The following is a 17,225-nucleotide window of genomic DNA, read 5'->3' on the forward strand; positions in this document are numbered from 1 at the left end:
AGTAAACCTACCGAGTGACTGAATAAGCTACTTCGCCTTAAAGGTGACTAACATTGGATTATGATCAGAAGCGTCCGTCATGGGCGCTTTTGCTTTTTCTACCTCTAGACCTCGATAGAATACATGGTCGAGCACCAAACCCGTCATAAATTGAGTTCGGTTATCTGGGTAAAACGTCACCTCGGTTAAACCGACCTTTTCCAGCGCATCTTTCAATACCGTAAAGCGCGCTTCGCTCCAACTATTGAAGTCGCCAGCAAAGATGACGGCACCACGGTATTTTTGCAGGTTGTCAGTCAAGCTTTTGAGTTGAGCTTCGTAATCTTCCGTGCCAAACGTAAAGTTCACCGCGTGAATATTGATCACCGCAAGCTCTTCACCATTGCTCAACTGGTAACGAGACCAAAGAGCCGATTTAGGCAGTTGCAGCCAAGGCTCTTCATGAGTATAAGCACACGCTTCTATCGGTAAATGAGTCGCTAGGTTGAGCACGCCAGCACTTTGTTCAAAAGCTTCAAACGCATTAACACGAGTACTTCCCCATTGACCACTCGTCACCCATTGGCGAAGCCCATCCGTCATGCTCGCTTCTTGCAGTAGTACTAAATCACTGCCTGCTGAGAACTTGTTCAGTTCGCTCTGCCAGTTGTTGCGGTTCTGCTTGTAGATGTTCCAGACGGTGAGACTCAACCCATCTGACACATCAATCGCTTTCGGCTCAGAGTTTTGGTAGCAACTGTAGATATCATTGCTGGTATTTTGAGAGGAAGTGATCAGATTGGGTTTATTCGGGATCACGAAGATAAGATGAAAACTAGCAATAGCAAGCGTTATCAAGACTGCGATAATAATGATGGTTTTCTTAAACATACAGCACCCTACCATCGAGTAGGGTGAGGCGTTACCGCCTCATCCCTCTCACAGAACCGTACGTACGGACCTCGTATACGGCTCATGCACACTTCCATTCAGCATATTGGCTGAACACATGCCCTGTCCTTATTGTTCCAAGATTTACCAACCCTTGGTCATTAAACCATTGATTTGGCATCGCATAGCTTGATAGGGGACTCGCTGCACTGACCCAACTTGTCATTGAGATATGTTGAACGGCGGCTTATACCCTAACTGTTTTAACCTTCGGTGTAACCGTTGAGGCTTCTTCCAAAGTTTCAACTGGATACTACGAAGTCTTCTTCGTAGCCACCCTGCTAACCTTGAGAACTCTCTGCTGCTATTGGTGATCCTGAAGTATTGACTGAACCCTCTTAACACTGGGTTTAAAGCTTTTATGACTTGCTCAAGTGGCTTACCGCACCCTCGCTTTGTCAGTCGCTTTAACTTACTTTTGAACCCTTTCAGTTTCTTAGTTTGAATGCGGGTAAATTGACTCCCGATTTCTACACCTAAGAACTTCACGCCATCACGGCTGTGCGCTATATGTGATTTCGTCTGATTCACTGTGAGTTTAAGCTCTCCTTCTAGGATCTTCGTCGCTTGTGCAAGGGCATTCTCTGCTCCTGCCTTGCTACGACAAAAGATGAGTATGTCATCCGCATAACGAACGAGCCTATGGTCACGCTTTCGCATTTCCTGATCGAACCATCAAGGTAGATATTGGCAATCAAAGGACTGATAACACCACCTTGTGGACTTCCTAGCTCTGTCTCCTGCCAACTACCGTCTATCATCACGCCACTTTTCAGAAACTGTTTTATCAGCTCTAACACGCTGCTATCTGTGACTCGCCTTCTGATGCTCTTGAGGATCAACTCATGGTCGAGTTTGTCAAAGCACTTCGACAAGTCCATATCTACGACGTGCTGTAATCCGTATCGGCGGATAAACATCGTGGATTTGTTGATTGCATCGTGACAACTTCGATTCGGTCTATACCCAAAACTTGATGGGTGAAATTGCTCTTCGAAGATGGGGGTGAGGATATCATTGAGTGCTTGTTGGACAACTCTGTCCCTAACGGTTGGGATCCCAAGCAATCGTACCCCTCCGTCTTCTTTGGGTATCTCTACTCGTTTGACTGGCTGAGGTTTGTATTGCTTGGTTTTGAGTTCAGAGAGGAGTTGATCGAGGTTATCACTCAGATTTTCGGCGTAGTCGCTCAGGCTCTGCTCATCTATTCCAGCCGCGCCTTTCGCTTTCTTTACCTTTTTAAACCCTTTATACAGCCTCTCTTTGTTGAGCAGATGACCATATAAACTGTAATAAACTCGCACTTTCTCTCCTTGGGTTGTGTGCTGTGTGGGGACAAGTGTTTCATGTCCAGTGTGGGTGTTATTTCTCTCTGCTATTCAGCCTTCTAGCTCAATGGCAATTTACTGAAGTGTGTCAGAGTTACTCCCCTATACGGTTTCTTAGCTCAGTATCTTGCTTCCACAATCAACCAAACTAGGAATACCCCGATAGCGATTCGGTTTGGGTATCACTGAAAAAAACATCTGTTCATCACAGACTTAAAGTGTACTTCCTCCCTTCGCAGCACTGAGTGCTTTTGGCATTTCAGTGCTCCATCAGACTTGATGCTGATGGTCAGCTAAGTTTTCTCCTCCACACCATTACTGGGCTTCTCGGGCTTAGCCTTACTCACTACTACGGATTCATCTGCCACCTCGCACCAACACAGCTCTTAGCTTTCGCTTCGAGTTTGTGCTTCCAGACTTTTGGATGTGGTGTCAGGCTTCCCCAGTTACTGCACTGGCTCCCTGTTAACAATGCCACCTCAAGCACAGCATAGGTCTGACTGAGTATAGGGCTTCGCGCTATTTCGGACGCTTACCCACCTATACTGCCGAAGCAGGTTTACTTGCGTTGTGTACTGTTAACTTCCTATCGCTTCCTTCAGACCCTGCCGTTAGCCAGCAACGCCCTTGCGATTCGGATTATCTTCCCCTCAGTCGGGGTGATTCAGGTTTCTTTCAACCTAACGGGTTTGCCAGCTTCGCTGGGCAAACAAAAATGAAAAAGGAGCGATAAACGCTCCTTTCAGGGTAATAGTTTTTTTATACGGCGTCTTCGTCTTCTTCGCCAGTACGAATGCGTACTACACGTTCAACGTCAGTAATGAAGATCTTACCGTCGCCAATTTTTCCTGTTTGCGCCGTCTCGATAATGGTATCAACACATTGGTCAGCCACTTCGTCGGTCACAACAATTTCCAATTTCACTTTAGGTAAAAAGTCGACCATGTACTCTGCGCCGCGGTATAGCTCAGTATGACCTTTCTGACGTCCAAAGCCTTTCACTTCAGATACTGTCATACCCGTAATACCCACTTCTGCAAGTGCTTCACGTACATCATCAAGTTTGAATGGCTTGATAATGGCTTCAATCTTTTTCATGTTCATCCCTTAAACTGTGCGAATGGCTCATTATCGGTTAGCTATAGTAAACATTCAATGAAAAAAGCCAGAGCTTTAAAGCTCTGGCTCGAAATTTATCATCTTGTTTAATCAGCGCTTTAAGAAGGTTTTACTTAAGGCTTGCGTAGTAAGCAGCTAGATTAGCAATATCATCATCATTCAGCATTGAAGCTTGAGCCTGCATTACAGCAGCCAAACCGCCGGTGCGCTGGCCGTTCTTGTATGCGTTAATTGATGAAGCGATGTATTGCTCGTTTTGACCTTTAAGGTTTGGATAACCTGGGATCACTGCGATACCGTCGGCACCATGACATGCCGCACAGATTGCTGCTTTAGCTTGACCCGCAGCAACATCACCCGCCAGAGCGTTACCACTCAATAGTCCAAATCCAAGAACTAATCCTAGTGTAATTTTCTTCATTGCATATTCCATTAATTATTTTTATTAAAGTGACGTCGAATTGTGACACAAACTTTTTCTACTTGCTCCAAAGCGCTTCACAATCTTGACCTTCGTAGTTTTTATCTACGAATAAGCCTAAAACAGCGATCACTCGCTCACCATCCATTAATATTGGCGTTCTGCGTCGTAACCAACTGGGTACTTGGTATTCCTGAAAGAGTTTTTTGAGCTTTCGACTATGGCCGCGTCCAACAGGATGGGCTGATAATCCTTCAGGGTTGAAGATCACTCGTAGCGCTCCGCTTGAGTCCTTCAAACTGAAGTTTTGCGAGTTACGACCATTCGATACAGCATCACTCTGTGACGGCATTAATTGTAGAGCCCCTAAACCATCGGGCAGTTGCAAGCTATCACCAAGCACAACATCGGCATGCCAACTCGACAAGTCCTTAGTCTCTTTCACTATGTAGAGCTGATGATCAAAGCGCCTAACCTCAACATCATTCAACACCAGTTTAGGGTTAGCATCAGCCTGAGCACACGCCACTTCATTCCAGATAAGCTTGAGCTGCTTTTGACTCGGCATTGCTTGATTACAATGACTCAACCACATTCTTAGCAGCCGTGCTCGTAACAAGTCTGAGTGTTGAGATAACACCTCAATGCTTAAGCTCTGGCTATCCCCTAAAGCTTGCTGAAAGTGTGATTCAAGCAACTCATCGAGTAATAACTCTTGCTCTGCACAAAGCTGAGCACTGCGACTGACCGATTCACGAAAGCTCGGCCAACGCTCAGTCAGCACCGGAGTCACTTGATGACGAATAAAGTTACGGTCGAAACGCAAATCCTGATTACTTTCATCTTCGACCCAAGTTAACCCCATACGGCGAGCGTGCGCTTCAATCTCTGTTCTGGTAACTGTAAGCATAGGACGAGCAATATAAGCACCTGAAAATGGCATCACTTTCGCCATCGAAGAGAGGCCTGTCGGACCACTACCCCGCTTTAACGCTAACAGGAAAGTCTCGACTTGGTCGTCGATGTGTTGGCCAGTGACAAGCACATCGCTGTATCGAATATGCTGTTTGAAGGCGTGGTATCTAGCATCTCTAGCAAGCTTTTCTATGCTTTCTCCACTGTTAACATCCAATGACACGCGCTCGATAGCTAATGGGATAGACAAAGCATCACACCATGTTTGGCATTGTTCTGCCCAGTGATCTGCATTCTTGCTTAGACCATGGTGAACATGAACCGCATGGCACTCAATGTCGTGCGCTTGGGTATATTGGGCGGATAACTCCAACAACACTCGTGAATCGACACCACCACTGAAAGCGACGACCAACCGACGAGGCTTAAGCGCGCTTTGGTCAAGTACAGATGTGAAGGTATCAATTAAGTGTGTCATGAGGCGAATAAACCAAGAGGTCGTGTATGAAGGGATGATGTTTTAATAATAAAAAAGGGTTGGCACTGAGTCCAACCCTTTCATCAACTTGTTACGTTAAGCAGACCTTATCGCTAAGGTAACTTATCAGCAGTAGCCGTAGCTCATTAGACGCTGGTAACGACGCTCAAGAAGCGTTTCGTTATCAAACTGCTCTAGCTCTTCTAGCTGTTTAACTAGCATGTCTTTCATGTTCTGAGCCGTCTGTACTGGGTCACGGTGCGCGCCACCTAGAGGCTCAGGAATGATTTCGTCGATAAGCTCAAGCTCTTTAAGACGAGGAGCAATTAGGCCCATCGCTTCAGCCGCTTGTGGTGCTTTATCTGAATCACGCCATAAGATTGAAGCACAACCTTCTGGAGAGATTACTGAGTACGTAGAGTACTGAAGCATGTTCACGTAGTCACCAACACCAATCGCTAGTGCACCACCAGAACCGCCTTCACCCACAACGTTACAGATAACAGGAACAGAAAGACCAGCCATAACCTTTAGGTTTTTCGCGATAGCTTCAGATTGACCACGTTCTTCCGCACCAACACCTGGGTATGCGCCCGCTGTATCGATGAAAGTAATGATAGGCATGTTGAAACGCTCAGCCGTTTCCATTAGACGTAGCGCCTTACGGTAACCTTCTGGCTTTGGCATACCAAAGTTACGGATCACTTTCTCTTTCGTCTCACGACCTTTCTGGTGACCAATAACCATAACAGGACGGCCATTTAGACGAGCCATACCACCCACAATAGCTTTGTCGTCAGCGTAAGCGCGATCGCCCGCCATCTCTTCAAACTCTGTGAACGCATGCTCCAGGTAATCTTTTGTGTAAGGACGTTGAGGGTGACGAGCAAGTTGAGCTACCTGCCATGCACCTAAGTCACTAAAGATTTTCTGTTTAAGCTCTAAGCTTTTTTTCTCTAGTTGTTCGATTTCTTTGTCTAGATCTACCGCTGTGTCACCACCGTGACGCGAAACGTCACGTAGCGCTTCGATTTTTGCTTCAAGTTCAGCGATAGGCTTTTCAAATTCTAGAAAGTTCAGGCTCATCTATGAATCCTTGTTGATTCAGCTCCACAGTCATGGAGCTAAATTTTAGTTAAATTCGAGTTCTACTTGGCTACTTCCAAGCAGCTGTTTTAATTCGTCTAGTAATGTATCACTTGGCGTCACGCGCCATTCTGTGCCCAATGTTAACCGCGCTCTAGCGTCGGCACGTTGGTAGTATACATTGACTGGGACCGTTCCGGCTCTATAAGGTTCTAAGATTTGACCAAAGCGTTCAAAAAATTGACCATTAATCTGGGATTGGTCGATAGATATCGATACCCCACGAGCATATTTTTCACGGGCGCTTCCTAAGTCCATGACCTCGCGCGCGGACATTTTAAGCCCACCGTTGAAGTCATCAAAGCTGACCTGTCCAGAAACGACCACAATTTTGTCTTTTTCGAGCAATTCTGCGTAGCGATCGAGCGCATCTGAGAACAACATCACTTCCATTCGGCCAGATCGGTCATCAAGTGTCATCAAACCGATTCGTGTGCCGCGTTTAGTGGTCATCACCCTCGCCGCAATCACTAAACCTGCAATCGTTAATGACTGGTCACGACGCGTTGGCGTGGCATCCTTCAAACGACAGCTGGTGTATTTCGCCAATTCTTTGATGTAAGCGTTAACTGGATGACCCGTTAGATACAAACCAAGCGTTTCACGTTCACCCTCAAGCCAAACCTTCTCAGGCCATTTAGGCACTTGGGTATACTTGTGCTCAACCTCTTCTGGAGCATCAGTCAACACGCCAAACATATCCGACTGTCCAAAGGACTCAGCGTGGTGATGTTGGCTTGCCGCTTTAACCGCATCCGGCAATGAAGCCATCATCGCTGCACGATGAGGACCTAATCTATCTAAGGCACCGGATAGAATCAACTTTTCGATAACACGTTTATTGACCTTCTTCAGATCAAGGCGTGCACAGAAGTCGAATAAGTCTTTAAAGTAACCGCCCTTATTGCGCGCTTCGATAATCGCTTCGATCGGGCCTTCACCAACCCCTTTGATCGCGCCGATACCATAAACAATCGCGCCATCTTCATCCACGTTAAAGCGGTACAAGCCCGAGTTGATATCAGGTGGGAGCAGCTTGAGCTTCATACGGAAACACTCATCAACAAGGCCAATAACCTTCTCAGTGTTATCCATATCCGCCGTCATTACCGCAGCCATAAATTCCGCTGGGTAGTGCGTTTTCAACCACAGCGTTTGGTAAGAAACCAGTGCGTATGCAGCCGAGTGAGATTTGTTAAAGCCGTAGCCCGCAAATTTCTCTACCAAGTCAAAGATCTTCATGGCCAGTTCGCCATCAACACCGTTGGCTTCAGCACCCTCTTTGAAGGTACCACGCTGTTTCGCCATCTCTTCTGGCTTTTTCTTACCCATTGCACGACGCAACATATCCGCTCCGCCAAGCGTATAGCCCGCCAGAATCTGTGCGATCTGCATTACCTGCTCTTGATACAGGATGATGCCGTAGGTCGGTTCTAGTGTCTCTTTCAACGATTCGTGTTGCCACGTTTCATCAGGGTAAGAAACCGCTTCTCGGCCGTGTTTACGGTCGATAAAGTTATCTACCATGCCCGATTGCAGAGGACCCGGACGGAACAAGGCTACTAATGCGATGATATCTTCAAAACAGTCGGGTTGTAGACGTTTGATCAGGTCTTTCATACCACGCGATTCCAGCTGGAATACCGCGGTGGTTTCAGAATTTTGTAATAGGTTGAACGAGGCTTGGTCATCAAGAGGAATCGACTCGATACGAACCGGTTCTTTACCCTCTTTCTTCAATCGTGGGTTCACTAGGCCTAGCGCCCAGTCGATGATGGTCAGGGTACGCAGACCCAAGAAGTCGAACTTAACCAAACCAGCGGTTTCAACGTCATTCTTATCGAATTGCGTTACTGGGAAGTTACCTTCGGCATCGGCATAAATTGGTGCGAAGTCAGTGATCGTGGTTGGTGAGATAACAACACCACCCGCGTGCTTACCCGCATTTCGCGTACAACCTTCAAGGATGCGACACTTATCAATCAGCTCACGAACTTCTTCATCGCCATCGTAAAGCTCTGGCAATGCAGGTTCAGCAAGGAATGCTTTCTCTAGCGTCATACCCGGATCTGGCGGTACAAGCTTTGAAATTCGATCGACGAAACCAAACGGGTGACCCAGTACACGGCCTACGTCGCGGATTACCGCTTTCGCCGCCATGGTACCAAAGGTGATGATCTGAGATACCGCATCACGACCATACATTTCGGCAACGTGGTCGATAACTTGGTCACGCTTATCCATACAGAAGTCGATATCGAAATCGGGCATCGAGACACGTTCTGGGTTCAAGAAACGTTCGAACAGTAGATCGTATTCAAGTGGATCGAGATCGGTGATATCCAGAGCGTAAGCTACTAGAGAGCCGGCACCAGAACCACGGCCTGGGCCTACTGGCACATCGTTATCTTTAGACCACTGGATGAACTCCATTACGATCAGGAAGTAACCTGGGAACCCCATGTTATTGACAACTTCGAGCTCGATCTTGAGTCGCTCATCGTATTCCGGTCTGCGCTCAGCACGCACTTTTTCATCCGGGAATAGAAACGCTAGACGTCGCTCAAGGCCTTCTTCTGACTTCTTAATCAAGAAATCTTCAATCGCCAAACCTTCCGTTGGGAAGTTAGGCAGGAAGTATTCGCCTAAACGAACCGTTACGTTACAACGCTTGGCAATCTCAACACTGTTCTCAAGTGCTTCTGGGATATCTGAGAACAACTCACACATCTCTTCTTCGCTACGAAGGTACTGTTGCGCGCTGTAGTTTTTAGGACGTCGAGGATCGACCATGGTAAAGCCATCATGAATCGCCACGCGGATTTCATGGGCATCAAAAAGATCTTCAGTTAGGAATACTACTTCATTGGTTGCAACAACAGGTAAGTCTTCTTGCTCAGCCAGTTCCAATGCAAAGTGCAGGTAAGACTCTTCATCAGGACGTCCGGTACGAATCAGCTCAAGGTAAAAACGATCAGGGAAGTATGTTTTGTAAAACTCGACATTGCTTGCAACCAGCTCACGATTACCTTTCAGTAACGCTTTACCAATCTCACCTTCTTTCGCACCCGACAAAATAATCAGGCCTTCGGCATTCTCAATCAGCCACTCTTTATCGATAACAGGCTGATGCTGTACATGACCACGAAGGTAAGCTTTTGAGATAAGCAGCGTTAGGTTGTTATAACCTTTATTGTCGGTTGCAATGACGGTGAGCTTAGTCAACTCGTCACCGAACTCTGGAGACTGCATCAAGAAGTCAGCACCAATAATTGGTTTAACCCCGCACCCATGAGCAGTACCGTAGAACTTAACCAAACCACAAAGGTTGGTAAAGTCGGTAAGTGCTAGAGCAGGCATACCCATTTCAGCGACTTTTTTAACTAATGGCGGCACCTTAGAGAGGCCATCCACCATAGAAAAGTCACTGTGTACGCGAAGGTGAACAAATTTTGGATCTGACATTATTTTTCCTGAATTCTAGGCTTGAGCCTAGGGTTACAACTGTGTGTATTCTATTTTTTTCTACTGCTAGTAGGCAACTTTATTCGAAGCTAAGCTCTACTATAATAGAGTTTAATCAATGCCTAGAATACGCTTTACTGGCTTAAAGCTCTTACGGTAATGCTCGGTAACACCATGTTTTTCAATCGCTTCGAAATGCGCTTTAGTTGGGTAACCTTTGTGTTTCGCAAAACCAAATTCTGGATGCAACTTGTCGAGTTCTTCCATTTCTTGGTCGCGAACCACTTTAGCGATAATAGACGCTGCACTGATCTCTGCTACTCGTAAATCGCCCTTTACAATAGCCAGACCGTCCATTGGTAGGTCAGGTACACGGTTGCCATCGATCAATGCCATATCAGGCTGAACGCTCAACCCGGCGATAGCGCGCTGCATAGCGACCATGGTTGCCTGCAGAATATTTAATTCATCAATTTCTTGTGGCGAACAACGACCAACAGACCATGCCAAGGCTTTCTCTTTAATTTCAGGAAGCAGAGCAAGGCGCTTTTTCTCAGACAGTTTTTTTGAATCGTTTAAGCCTTCGATTGGATTATTTGGATCGAGGATAACCGCAGCAGTAACCACATCGCCTACCAATGGCCCGCGCCCTACTTCATCCACACCAGCAAACAACTGGTAACCTTGCGGATATTCAAACGGAGGAAGCTCTTTTTTCTCTTTTACTGCCATGACAATTCTCTTTGTAACTTATAATTCAGTGCTTGATGGAGTAGCACTTTATGATTCAACAAACTCTCGACCGATCAATTTCAGCACCGCGTTGGCGGCTTGCTTATCAGCATCTTTACGAATCCAGTGGTGCATCTCGGTAAAACGTTCGATCAATGCACTGTTGTCAGCTGATAGCATTTTGTCGACAGAAGGGAACAAGAAGTCAGGGTGGCACTCTTCAAGAATGTGCTCTTTCACGATCTCTTCACCAGCCAGAATATTCGGCAGTGATACGAACTCAGTGATCGCTAGCTTCTTCACAATATAGCCAGTCAGCTTATTCACTTTGTAGCCAACAACCATTGGGCGCTTCAGTAACATACACTCAAGAGCCACTGTGCCGGAAGCCAGAAGTACAGAGTCAGCAGCGGTAATCACGTTGGTTGCCGTATCTTCAACTAACGTGAATTCAAGCTCAGGTGCTGTCGCTTGCCAGATTTCAGTAAACTGTTTTTTTCGCTGTTCATTCACAAGCGCAACAACGAAATTGATGTCAGGGTATTTTTGCTTAATGCGCTGGCACGTTTCGATAAATGGTTGAGCGATCAAACCCATCTCACCACCTCGACTGCCCGGCAATACGGCTAACCACTGTTTGTCTTGCTCTAAGCCTAACAGCTCACGTGCATCTTGTTTGCTTGGTTCTAAAGGAATAGCGTCTGCCAGCGTGTGGCCAACAAATTCACAGGCAACGTTGTATTTATCGTAAAACGCTTTCTCGAATGGTAGGAAAGCCAAAACCAAGTCGGTGGCTTTGTCGATTTTAAAGATACGTTTAGGACGCCAAGCCCACACTGAGGGGCTCACGTAATGAACCGTTTTAATACCAGCGTTCTTAAGATCGAGTTCAAGTCTTAGGTTGAAGTCAGGCGCATCGATACCCACAAACACATCTGGCGGGTTTTGAGTGAAATACTTCACCAGCTCCGCTTTCACTTTTAATAAGCGAGGTAAACGGCCAAGTACTTCAACTAAGCCCATGACAGCCAGCTCTTCCATCTCGAAAAGAGACTCACAACCAAGCGCCTTCATTTTGGGTCCGCCAATACCGACAAATTCAGCATTCGGGTATTGTGATTTGATTGCTTTGATAAAACCTTCGCCAAGCGTGTCACCAGAGAGTTCTCCGACAACGATACCTACGCGCAGAGGTTCATTCGAAACAAAGTCCGTGCTGTTGGTTGCTGTTTCTTGCTGTGCCATAGTTTTCCAATTCCCTTCTTGCCTAAAACAAAAAAGATCGCCTAATGATTAGCGATCTTTTTGTTATACCAATCTGATTAAGTAATTATTGTCATACTTGCGCGGATTGGTACACAACCACATCCAGTATTAACGAATAATACCGCGCTCAGAGTTCTCTAGCATTTCTAGCATAGGCGCTACCGAAGTAAACTCTTTCGCCATTTCAACTAAGGCCGCTTTCGCTTCTTCAAGCGTTTTACCTGAACGGTATAACTCTTTGTACGCTTTCTGTAGTGCACGAATCTCTGGTTTCTCAAACCCGTTACGCTTCAAGCCCACTAGGTTAAGACCGAATGGAGCAGCATGGTTACCCTGTGCAAGTACGTACGGAAGTACATCTTGAACAACAGCAGAGCAGCCGCCAATGTATGCGTAAGCACCAATTGAACAGAATGGGTGAATCGCAGACAGTGCCATAACACCAGCGTAGTCGCCAACCGTTACATGTCCGCCAAGAATAGCGTTGTTACCAATGTGAGTATGGTTACCAACAATAACATCGTGCGCTACGTGAGCATTAACACAAAGTAGGTTGTCATCACCAATTACAGTAGTTGCTTTGTCTTGAACCGTACCACGGTGGATTTGAACCGCTTCACGAATAACGTTGCGATCACCGATCACAACCGTCGTATCTTCGCCACCGTATTTCTTATCTTGGTTTTCTTCACCGATAACAGCGTGTGGGAAAATGCGGTTTTCTTTACCAATGGTAGTGTGACCTTTGATCACAACATGCGACATGATTTCTGTGTCGTCACCAATTGTCACGTTACCAGCAATGTAAGTGAAAGGCCCAACCGTCACGTTAGCACCGATAGTTACATCACCTTCGATTACTGCTGCCGGGTGAATTTTCGCTGTTTCATGAATCATATTAAAACTCTCTACGAGCACATTTAAGTTCAGCTGAACATACAACGTCGCCGTCAACTTTTGCTACACCGTTGAACGATGCAATACCACGACGCTCTTTTAAGAATTCAACTTCGATAACCAGTTGGTCACCAGGTACTACTGGCTTACGGAATTTTGCTTTATCAACACTTGCAAAGTAGTAAAGCTCGTTACCAGAAGGCGCACCAAAAGATTTAAATGCTAGAAGGCCTGTTGCTTGTGCCATTGCTTCTAAGATCAACACGCCTGGGAATACAGGAAGTTGTGGGAAGTGGCCTGTGAACTGAGGTTCGTTAACAGAGACATTCTTAATCGCAGTCAGTGTTTTTTCTTTTTCAAAGCTAGTCACACGATCAACCATTAAGAATGGGTAGCGATGAGGTAATAGTTCCTGAATTTCAGTAATGTTCATCGTTGTCTGTTCAGTAGTCAAAGTCGTATTCCTATATATATTCTTTATTTAATTAGAAGGATTATAAACGAAAAAGACTCGCTGTACGCGAGCCTTTTATTAGAAATGCTGGAATTATGATTCCGCGCTCTTCTCGATAAGTTTTTCAACGGTTTTCAAACGCTTGTTCATTTCATCAATTCGATGAACACGCGTTGCTGTTTTACGCCAATCTTTATTTGGCTGTAAAGGAATACCTGAAGAGTACATGCCTTTCTCAGTGATGCTGCGCATTACCATCCCCATACCGGTGATTGTAACGCCGTCAACGATTTCAATGTGACCATTAATCACACTGCCGCCACCAATAATACAGTACTTACCTATCGTCGTGCTGCCTGCAATGATAGTACCACCCGCAAGAGCAGAACCATATCCGATGTGAACATTGTGAGCAATTTGAAGTTGGTTATCTAAGATAACGTTGTCGTCAATGATTGTGTCATCTAATGCACCACGGTCAATGGTAGTACATGCGCCGATTTCTACACGATTACCAATGCGAACAGAACCCACTTGCGGGATCTTAACCCACTCGCCTTTCTCGTTCGCATAACCAAAGCCATCAGAACCGATCACCGTACTTGATTGAACTAAACACGCTTCACCAATCACTACTTCATGGTAGATGCTTACGTTAGCCCAAAGCTTAGTGCCAGCACCAATCTTTGCGTTTTTACCGATAAAGCAGCCCGCACCGATGATCACATCGTCACCAAGAACAACACCAGACTCAATCACAGCATTTGCACCAATAGACACGTTTTGTCCAATGGTCGCATCACTTGCAATCGAAGCTGAATCAGCAATAGCCGCAGCGGGTGCTGGAGTAGTATCAAGCGCTTGAGCAACTTTAGCAAAAGCAACGTAAGGGTCATTAACCACAATCACGTTAGTCTTACACAGTTCACGCTCACTCTCTTTAACCATAATAGCGGATGCTTTACAGTCACCTAGGTGCTTGCTGTACTTCACGTTAGAAAGGAACGTAATGTTACCTTCTTGCGCTTTATCCATAGGAGCGACTGCTGAAACGGTAATAGTACCATCTCCGTGCAGCTCTCCCCCGGTAATCGTTGCCAATTCGGCTAAAGTCAGATTCTTCATAAAACTTATTTCAGTGCTTTAATTACTTTCTCAGAGATGTTGTATTCTGGCTTGCCGTATTGCAGAGCTTGAATATCAACGATCATGTCGTAGCCTTCTTTCTCTGCAACTTTCGTTACAGCATCTTGAATCACTTTGAATAGCTTCTGCTTCTCTTGTGCTTCACGACGTTGGCTTGCTTTTTCTAGTGCTTGAGCTTTGATTTTGTACTTGCTGTCTAGTTGACCTACTTCGATACGTAACTTCTCAACTTCGTCAGGACCTAGTAGCTCGCCATCACGCTTAAGCTTTTCAATCTTCGTTTTTGCTTCAGCTTGAATGCTCTGTAGCTCAGCTGCTTTGTCTTTGAACTCTTCCTGCATTTTTTGAAGAACAACTTCACGCTGAGGTAGAGCCTGGAATACTTGTGCAGTGTTTACATAACCCACTTTTTGCGCAGCTTCAGCAGCTGTTGCAAAGAAAGAAGAGCTAAGAACTACAAGGCCTAAACCTGCTGCTTTAATCATATTTTTCAAAATATTGTCCTTTAAATATTAGAAAGTTCTACCAATGGTGAATGTGAAGAATTCCTCATCATCACCTTCGTAAATTTTAATTGGTTTCGCTAGAGAGAAAACCAGTGGGCCCATCGGTGACATCCATTGAAGGGCTGCACCATAAGATGAACGGTAATTCGTTGGATCAGAGTAATCGTAGTAGTACTGGCCGCCACTGTTAGGTGCGCCACGGTCTACGAACTCGGTATCCCATACACTTGCCATATCGAAGAAGACACTGGTACGAATTTGGCTGCGTGCTTCATCAGAAGCAAACGGCGTAGGTACGATTAACTCTAAACTTGCCAAAGCAACCGCGTTACCACCTACTGAATCGTCAGTAGCGGTATCGTAGGTTGGGTTGTTACCCGTGCTGCTTCCGTAAACGGCTTTCGGACCTGCCGAGTTAGAGCCAAAACCACGTAGGGTTGTAAAACCACCCGCATAGTAGTTCTCGTAGAATGGGAACAAGTTATCGTTACCATCCGTTTGACCATAACCATTACCATAGCCTAATCGGCCACGCATCAATAGTGTGAACTCATGCTTTTTGGTCAGCGGGATGTAATGTTTTACATCGTACTGCATTTTGAAGTACTGAGCATCAGAGCCTGGTACCGTCATTTTAGCGAAAGCACGTTGGTGGTTACCCTCAGTCGGGAAGAAACCACGGTTCAAATTGTTACGCGTCCATGAAATATTGATATCGAAGTCATCGGTTAAGATGTGTTCGTCACCGTATTGGTCGATACTTCTCGCGAACTGTTCAACTTGGATATAAGTCGGTACGTTACCGATCTTGTTGTGCGTATAGCCCACACCAAACTCAAGACGATTGAGCTCATCCATAGGGAAACCCCATGTTAAGCTCGTACCATAACTTTGGTTGGTATAGTCGACGATACCCGCTTCAGATGCTTCAAATTCGTTGTAGAAGATCTTACCGCCCAAGCTCACACCATCAAGGTTCCAGTATGGGTCGCGGTAATCTAAGCTCACGTTCTTTTGGTAATCGTTCATCATGGCACTTACGCCAACACGGTTACCAGAACCTGCAAAGTTGTCTTGTTGTAGACCAACTTGGAAGCTCACACCCGATTCAGTACCGTAGCCGACACCAAAGTTAATGCTGCCCGAGTTCGCTTCTTTAACGTTGTAAACCAGATCCACTTGGTCTTCACTGCCAGGAACACGTACCGTTTGTACGTCCACAGTCTCGAAGAAACCTAAACGGTTAAGACGGCTCTTACCCGTATCAATCGATTTAGAGTTAAGCCAGCTGCCTTCCATTTGACGCATTTCACGACGTAACACTTCATCTTTTGTCGAGTTGTTACCCGTAAAACGAATATCACGAACGTAGATGCGGCTACCCGCTTCTACATTGATAACGAGCGAAACTTCTTTCGTCTCGTCGTTGAATTCTGGAATAGTACGAACTTGTGGGTAAGCATAACCAGACTCACCAAGAATACGTTTTACGCCTTCTTCTAGTGAAGTCACAGAGGAACCGTTGTACGTATCGCCATCTTCAAATGGCACTAGAGCATCAAAATCAGCCTCACGACCAATCAGCTCACCACGGAACGACACATCTTTAACGGTGTAAGCTTCGCCTTCATCTAGGCCAAGCGTGATATAAACACCTTTCTTGTCTGGAGAGATCGCAACCTGAGTTGAGTCCACCTTAAACTTAAGGTAACCACGGTCAAGGTAGTAAGATTTCAACGCTTCAATATCACCCGCTAACACCTGCTTCTGGTATTTTTCATCCGCAAGGAAGTTCCACCATGCAACGTCTACGTTGAGGTTGAAACGGCTAAGCAGGTCAGCGTCAGAGAAGACTTCGTTACCGATAAAGTTGATTTGCTGAATCTTAGCGGATACGCCTTCAGTAAACACAAACTTAAGGTCAGAGCGGTTACGCGGTAAAGGCGTCACAACCGCTTTTACTGTCGCGTTGTATTTACCAACACTGTAGTAAAAGTCTTCAAGGCCTTTCTCAATATTACTCAGGGTTGTACGGTCAAGAGCCTCACCTTCACGAACACCAGACGCATCTAGGTTCTGCTGAAGCTGTTCTTCTTTAATCGCTTTGTTACCAGAGAATGAGATGCTTGCGATGGTCGGTCGTTCTTGAACTTGAACAATCAATACACCTTCATCACGAAGTACTTTAACGTCCTCAAAGTTGCCCGAAGCATACAATGCACGAATGATCTCAGACACATCGCTTTCATCCACTTCATCGCCAATACGTACTGGCATTTTCAGTAGAGCTGCACCAAGTGCAACACGCTGTAAACCTTCGATCTTGATATCTTGAACTACAAAGTTTTGTGCTCCGTTCGCAGCCACACTAGTGGCCAATAGACTTGCGAACAGAATTTGCTTAATCGCCATACTTATTCTA

At 45.8% G+C, this 17,225-nt stretch carries 13 protein-coding genes and 1 pseudogene; all 14 read right to left on the minus strand.

Translation table 11 applies throughout. The annotated features are described in order from the left end of the window. Window positions 1-27: 27 nt before the first annotated feature. Window positions 28-870 (minus strand): endonuclease/exonuclease/phosphatase family protein, encoded by an 843-nt coding sequence (locus ITG10_RS03680; protein ID WP_017630593.1) that lies wholly within the window; start codon window positions 868-870, stop codon window positions 28-30. An 82-nt stretch (window positions 871-952) separates the two neighbouring features. Further along, a pseudogene (ltrA, locus tag ITG10_RS03685) lies at window positions 953-2,234 on the minus strand (group II intron reverse transcriptase/maturase). Between the two features lie 783 nt (window positions 2,235-3,017). Further along, window positions 3,018-3,356: a nitrogen regulatory protein P-II gene (gene glnB / locus ITG10_RS03690; RefSeq protein ID WP_004738609.1), complete on the minus strand. Its 339-nt coding sequence runs from the start codon at window positions 3,354-3,356 to the stop codon at window positions 3,018-3,020. 130 nt (window positions 3,357-3,486) lie between these two features. Beyond that, window positions 3,487-3,798 (minus strand): cytochrome c, encoded by a 312-nt coding sequence (locus tag ITG10_RS03695; RefSeq protein ID WP_248386709.1) that lies wholly within the window; start codon window positions 3,796-3,798, stop codon window positions 3,487-3,489. Window positions 3,799-3,856: 58 nt separating this feature from the next. Continuing rightward, on the minus strand, window positions 3,857-5,191 hold the full coding sequence (gene tilS, locus ITG10_RS03700) for a tRNA lysidine(34) synthetase TilS (RefSeq protein ID WP_017630591.1): 1,335 nt from the start codon (window positions 5,189-5,191) through the stop codon (window positions 3,857-3,859). A gap of 126 nt (window positions 5,192-5,317) precedes the next feature. Continuing rightward, window positions 5,318-6,277: an acetyl-CoA carboxylase carboxyl transferase subunit alpha gene (gene accA, locus ITG10_RS03705; RefSeq protein WP_008224015.1), complete on the minus strand. Its 960-nt coding sequence runs from the start codon at window positions 6,275-6,277 to the stop codon at window positions 5,318-5,320. A gap of 45 nt (window positions 6,278-6,322) precedes the next feature. Continuing rightward, window positions 6,323-9,802: a DNA polymerase III subunit alpha gene (dnaE, locus tag ITG10_RS03710; RefSeq protein WP_017630590.1), complete on the minus strand. Its 3,480-nt coding sequence runs from the start codon at window positions 9,800-9,802 to the stop codon at window positions 6,323-6,325. Between the two features lie 111 nt (window positions 9,803-9,913). Continuing rightward, window positions 9,914-10,534, minus strand: a complete 621-nt coding sequence (gene rnhB / locus ITG10_RS03715; protein WP_017630589.1) for a ribonuclease HII — start codon at window positions 10,532-10,534, stop codon at window positions 9,914-9,916. Window positions 10,535-10,582: 48 nt separating this feature from the next. After that, window positions 10,583-11,779: a lipid-A-disaccharide synthase gene (gene lpxB / locus ITG10_RS03720; RefSeq protein ID WP_215404387.1), complete on the minus strand. Its 1,197-nt coding sequence runs from the start codon at window positions 11,777-11,779 to the stop codon at window positions 10,583-10,585. 129 nt (window positions 11,780-11,908) lie between these two features. After that, complete coding sequence (gene lpxA, locus ITG10_RS03725; RefSeq protein ID WP_017632525.1) at window positions 11,909-12,697, minus strand: acyl-ACP--UDP-N-acetylglucosamine O-acyltransferase; 789 nt, start codon at window positions 12,695-12,697, stop codon at window positions 11,909-11,911. A 1-nt stretch (window position 12,698) separates the two neighbouring features. After that, complete coding sequence (gene fabZ, locus ITG10_RS03730; protein WP_048661224.1) at window positions 12,699-13,151, minus strand: 3-hydroxyacyl-ACP dehydratase FabZ; 453 nt, start codon at window positions 13,149-13,151, stop codon at window positions 12,699-12,701. Window positions 13,152-13,244: 93 nt separating this feature from the next. Next, window positions 13,245-14,276: a UDP-3-O-(3-hydroxymyristoyl)glucosamine N-acyltransferase gene (lpxD, locus tag ITG10_RS03735; RefSeq protein WP_017630764.1), complete on the minus strand. Its 1,032-nt coding sequence runs from the start codon at window positions 14,274-14,276 to the stop codon at window positions 13,245-13,247. Window positions 14,277-14,281: 5 nt separating this feature from the next. Continuing rightward, window positions 14,282-14,782: an OmpH family outer membrane protein gene (locus ITG10_RS03740; protein WP_017056311.1), complete on the minus strand. Its 501-nt coding sequence runs from the start codon at window positions 14,780-14,782 to the stop codon at window positions 14,282-14,284. A gap of 27 nt (window positions 14,783-14,809) precedes the next feature. After that, a complete protein-coding gene (gene bamA / locus ITG10_RS03745; RefSeq protein WP_017630765.1) occupies window positions 14,810-17,215 on the minus strand; it encodes an outer membrane protein assembly factor BamA in 2,406 nt (801 codons plus the stop codon). Window positions 17,216-17,225: the final 10 nt, after the last annotated feature.

Origin of the sequence: Vibrio sp. ED004, assembly GCF_023206395.1 — a bacterium.
Lineage (GTDB): Bacteria > Pseudomonadota > Gammaproteobacteria > Enterobacterales > Vibrionaceae > Vibrio.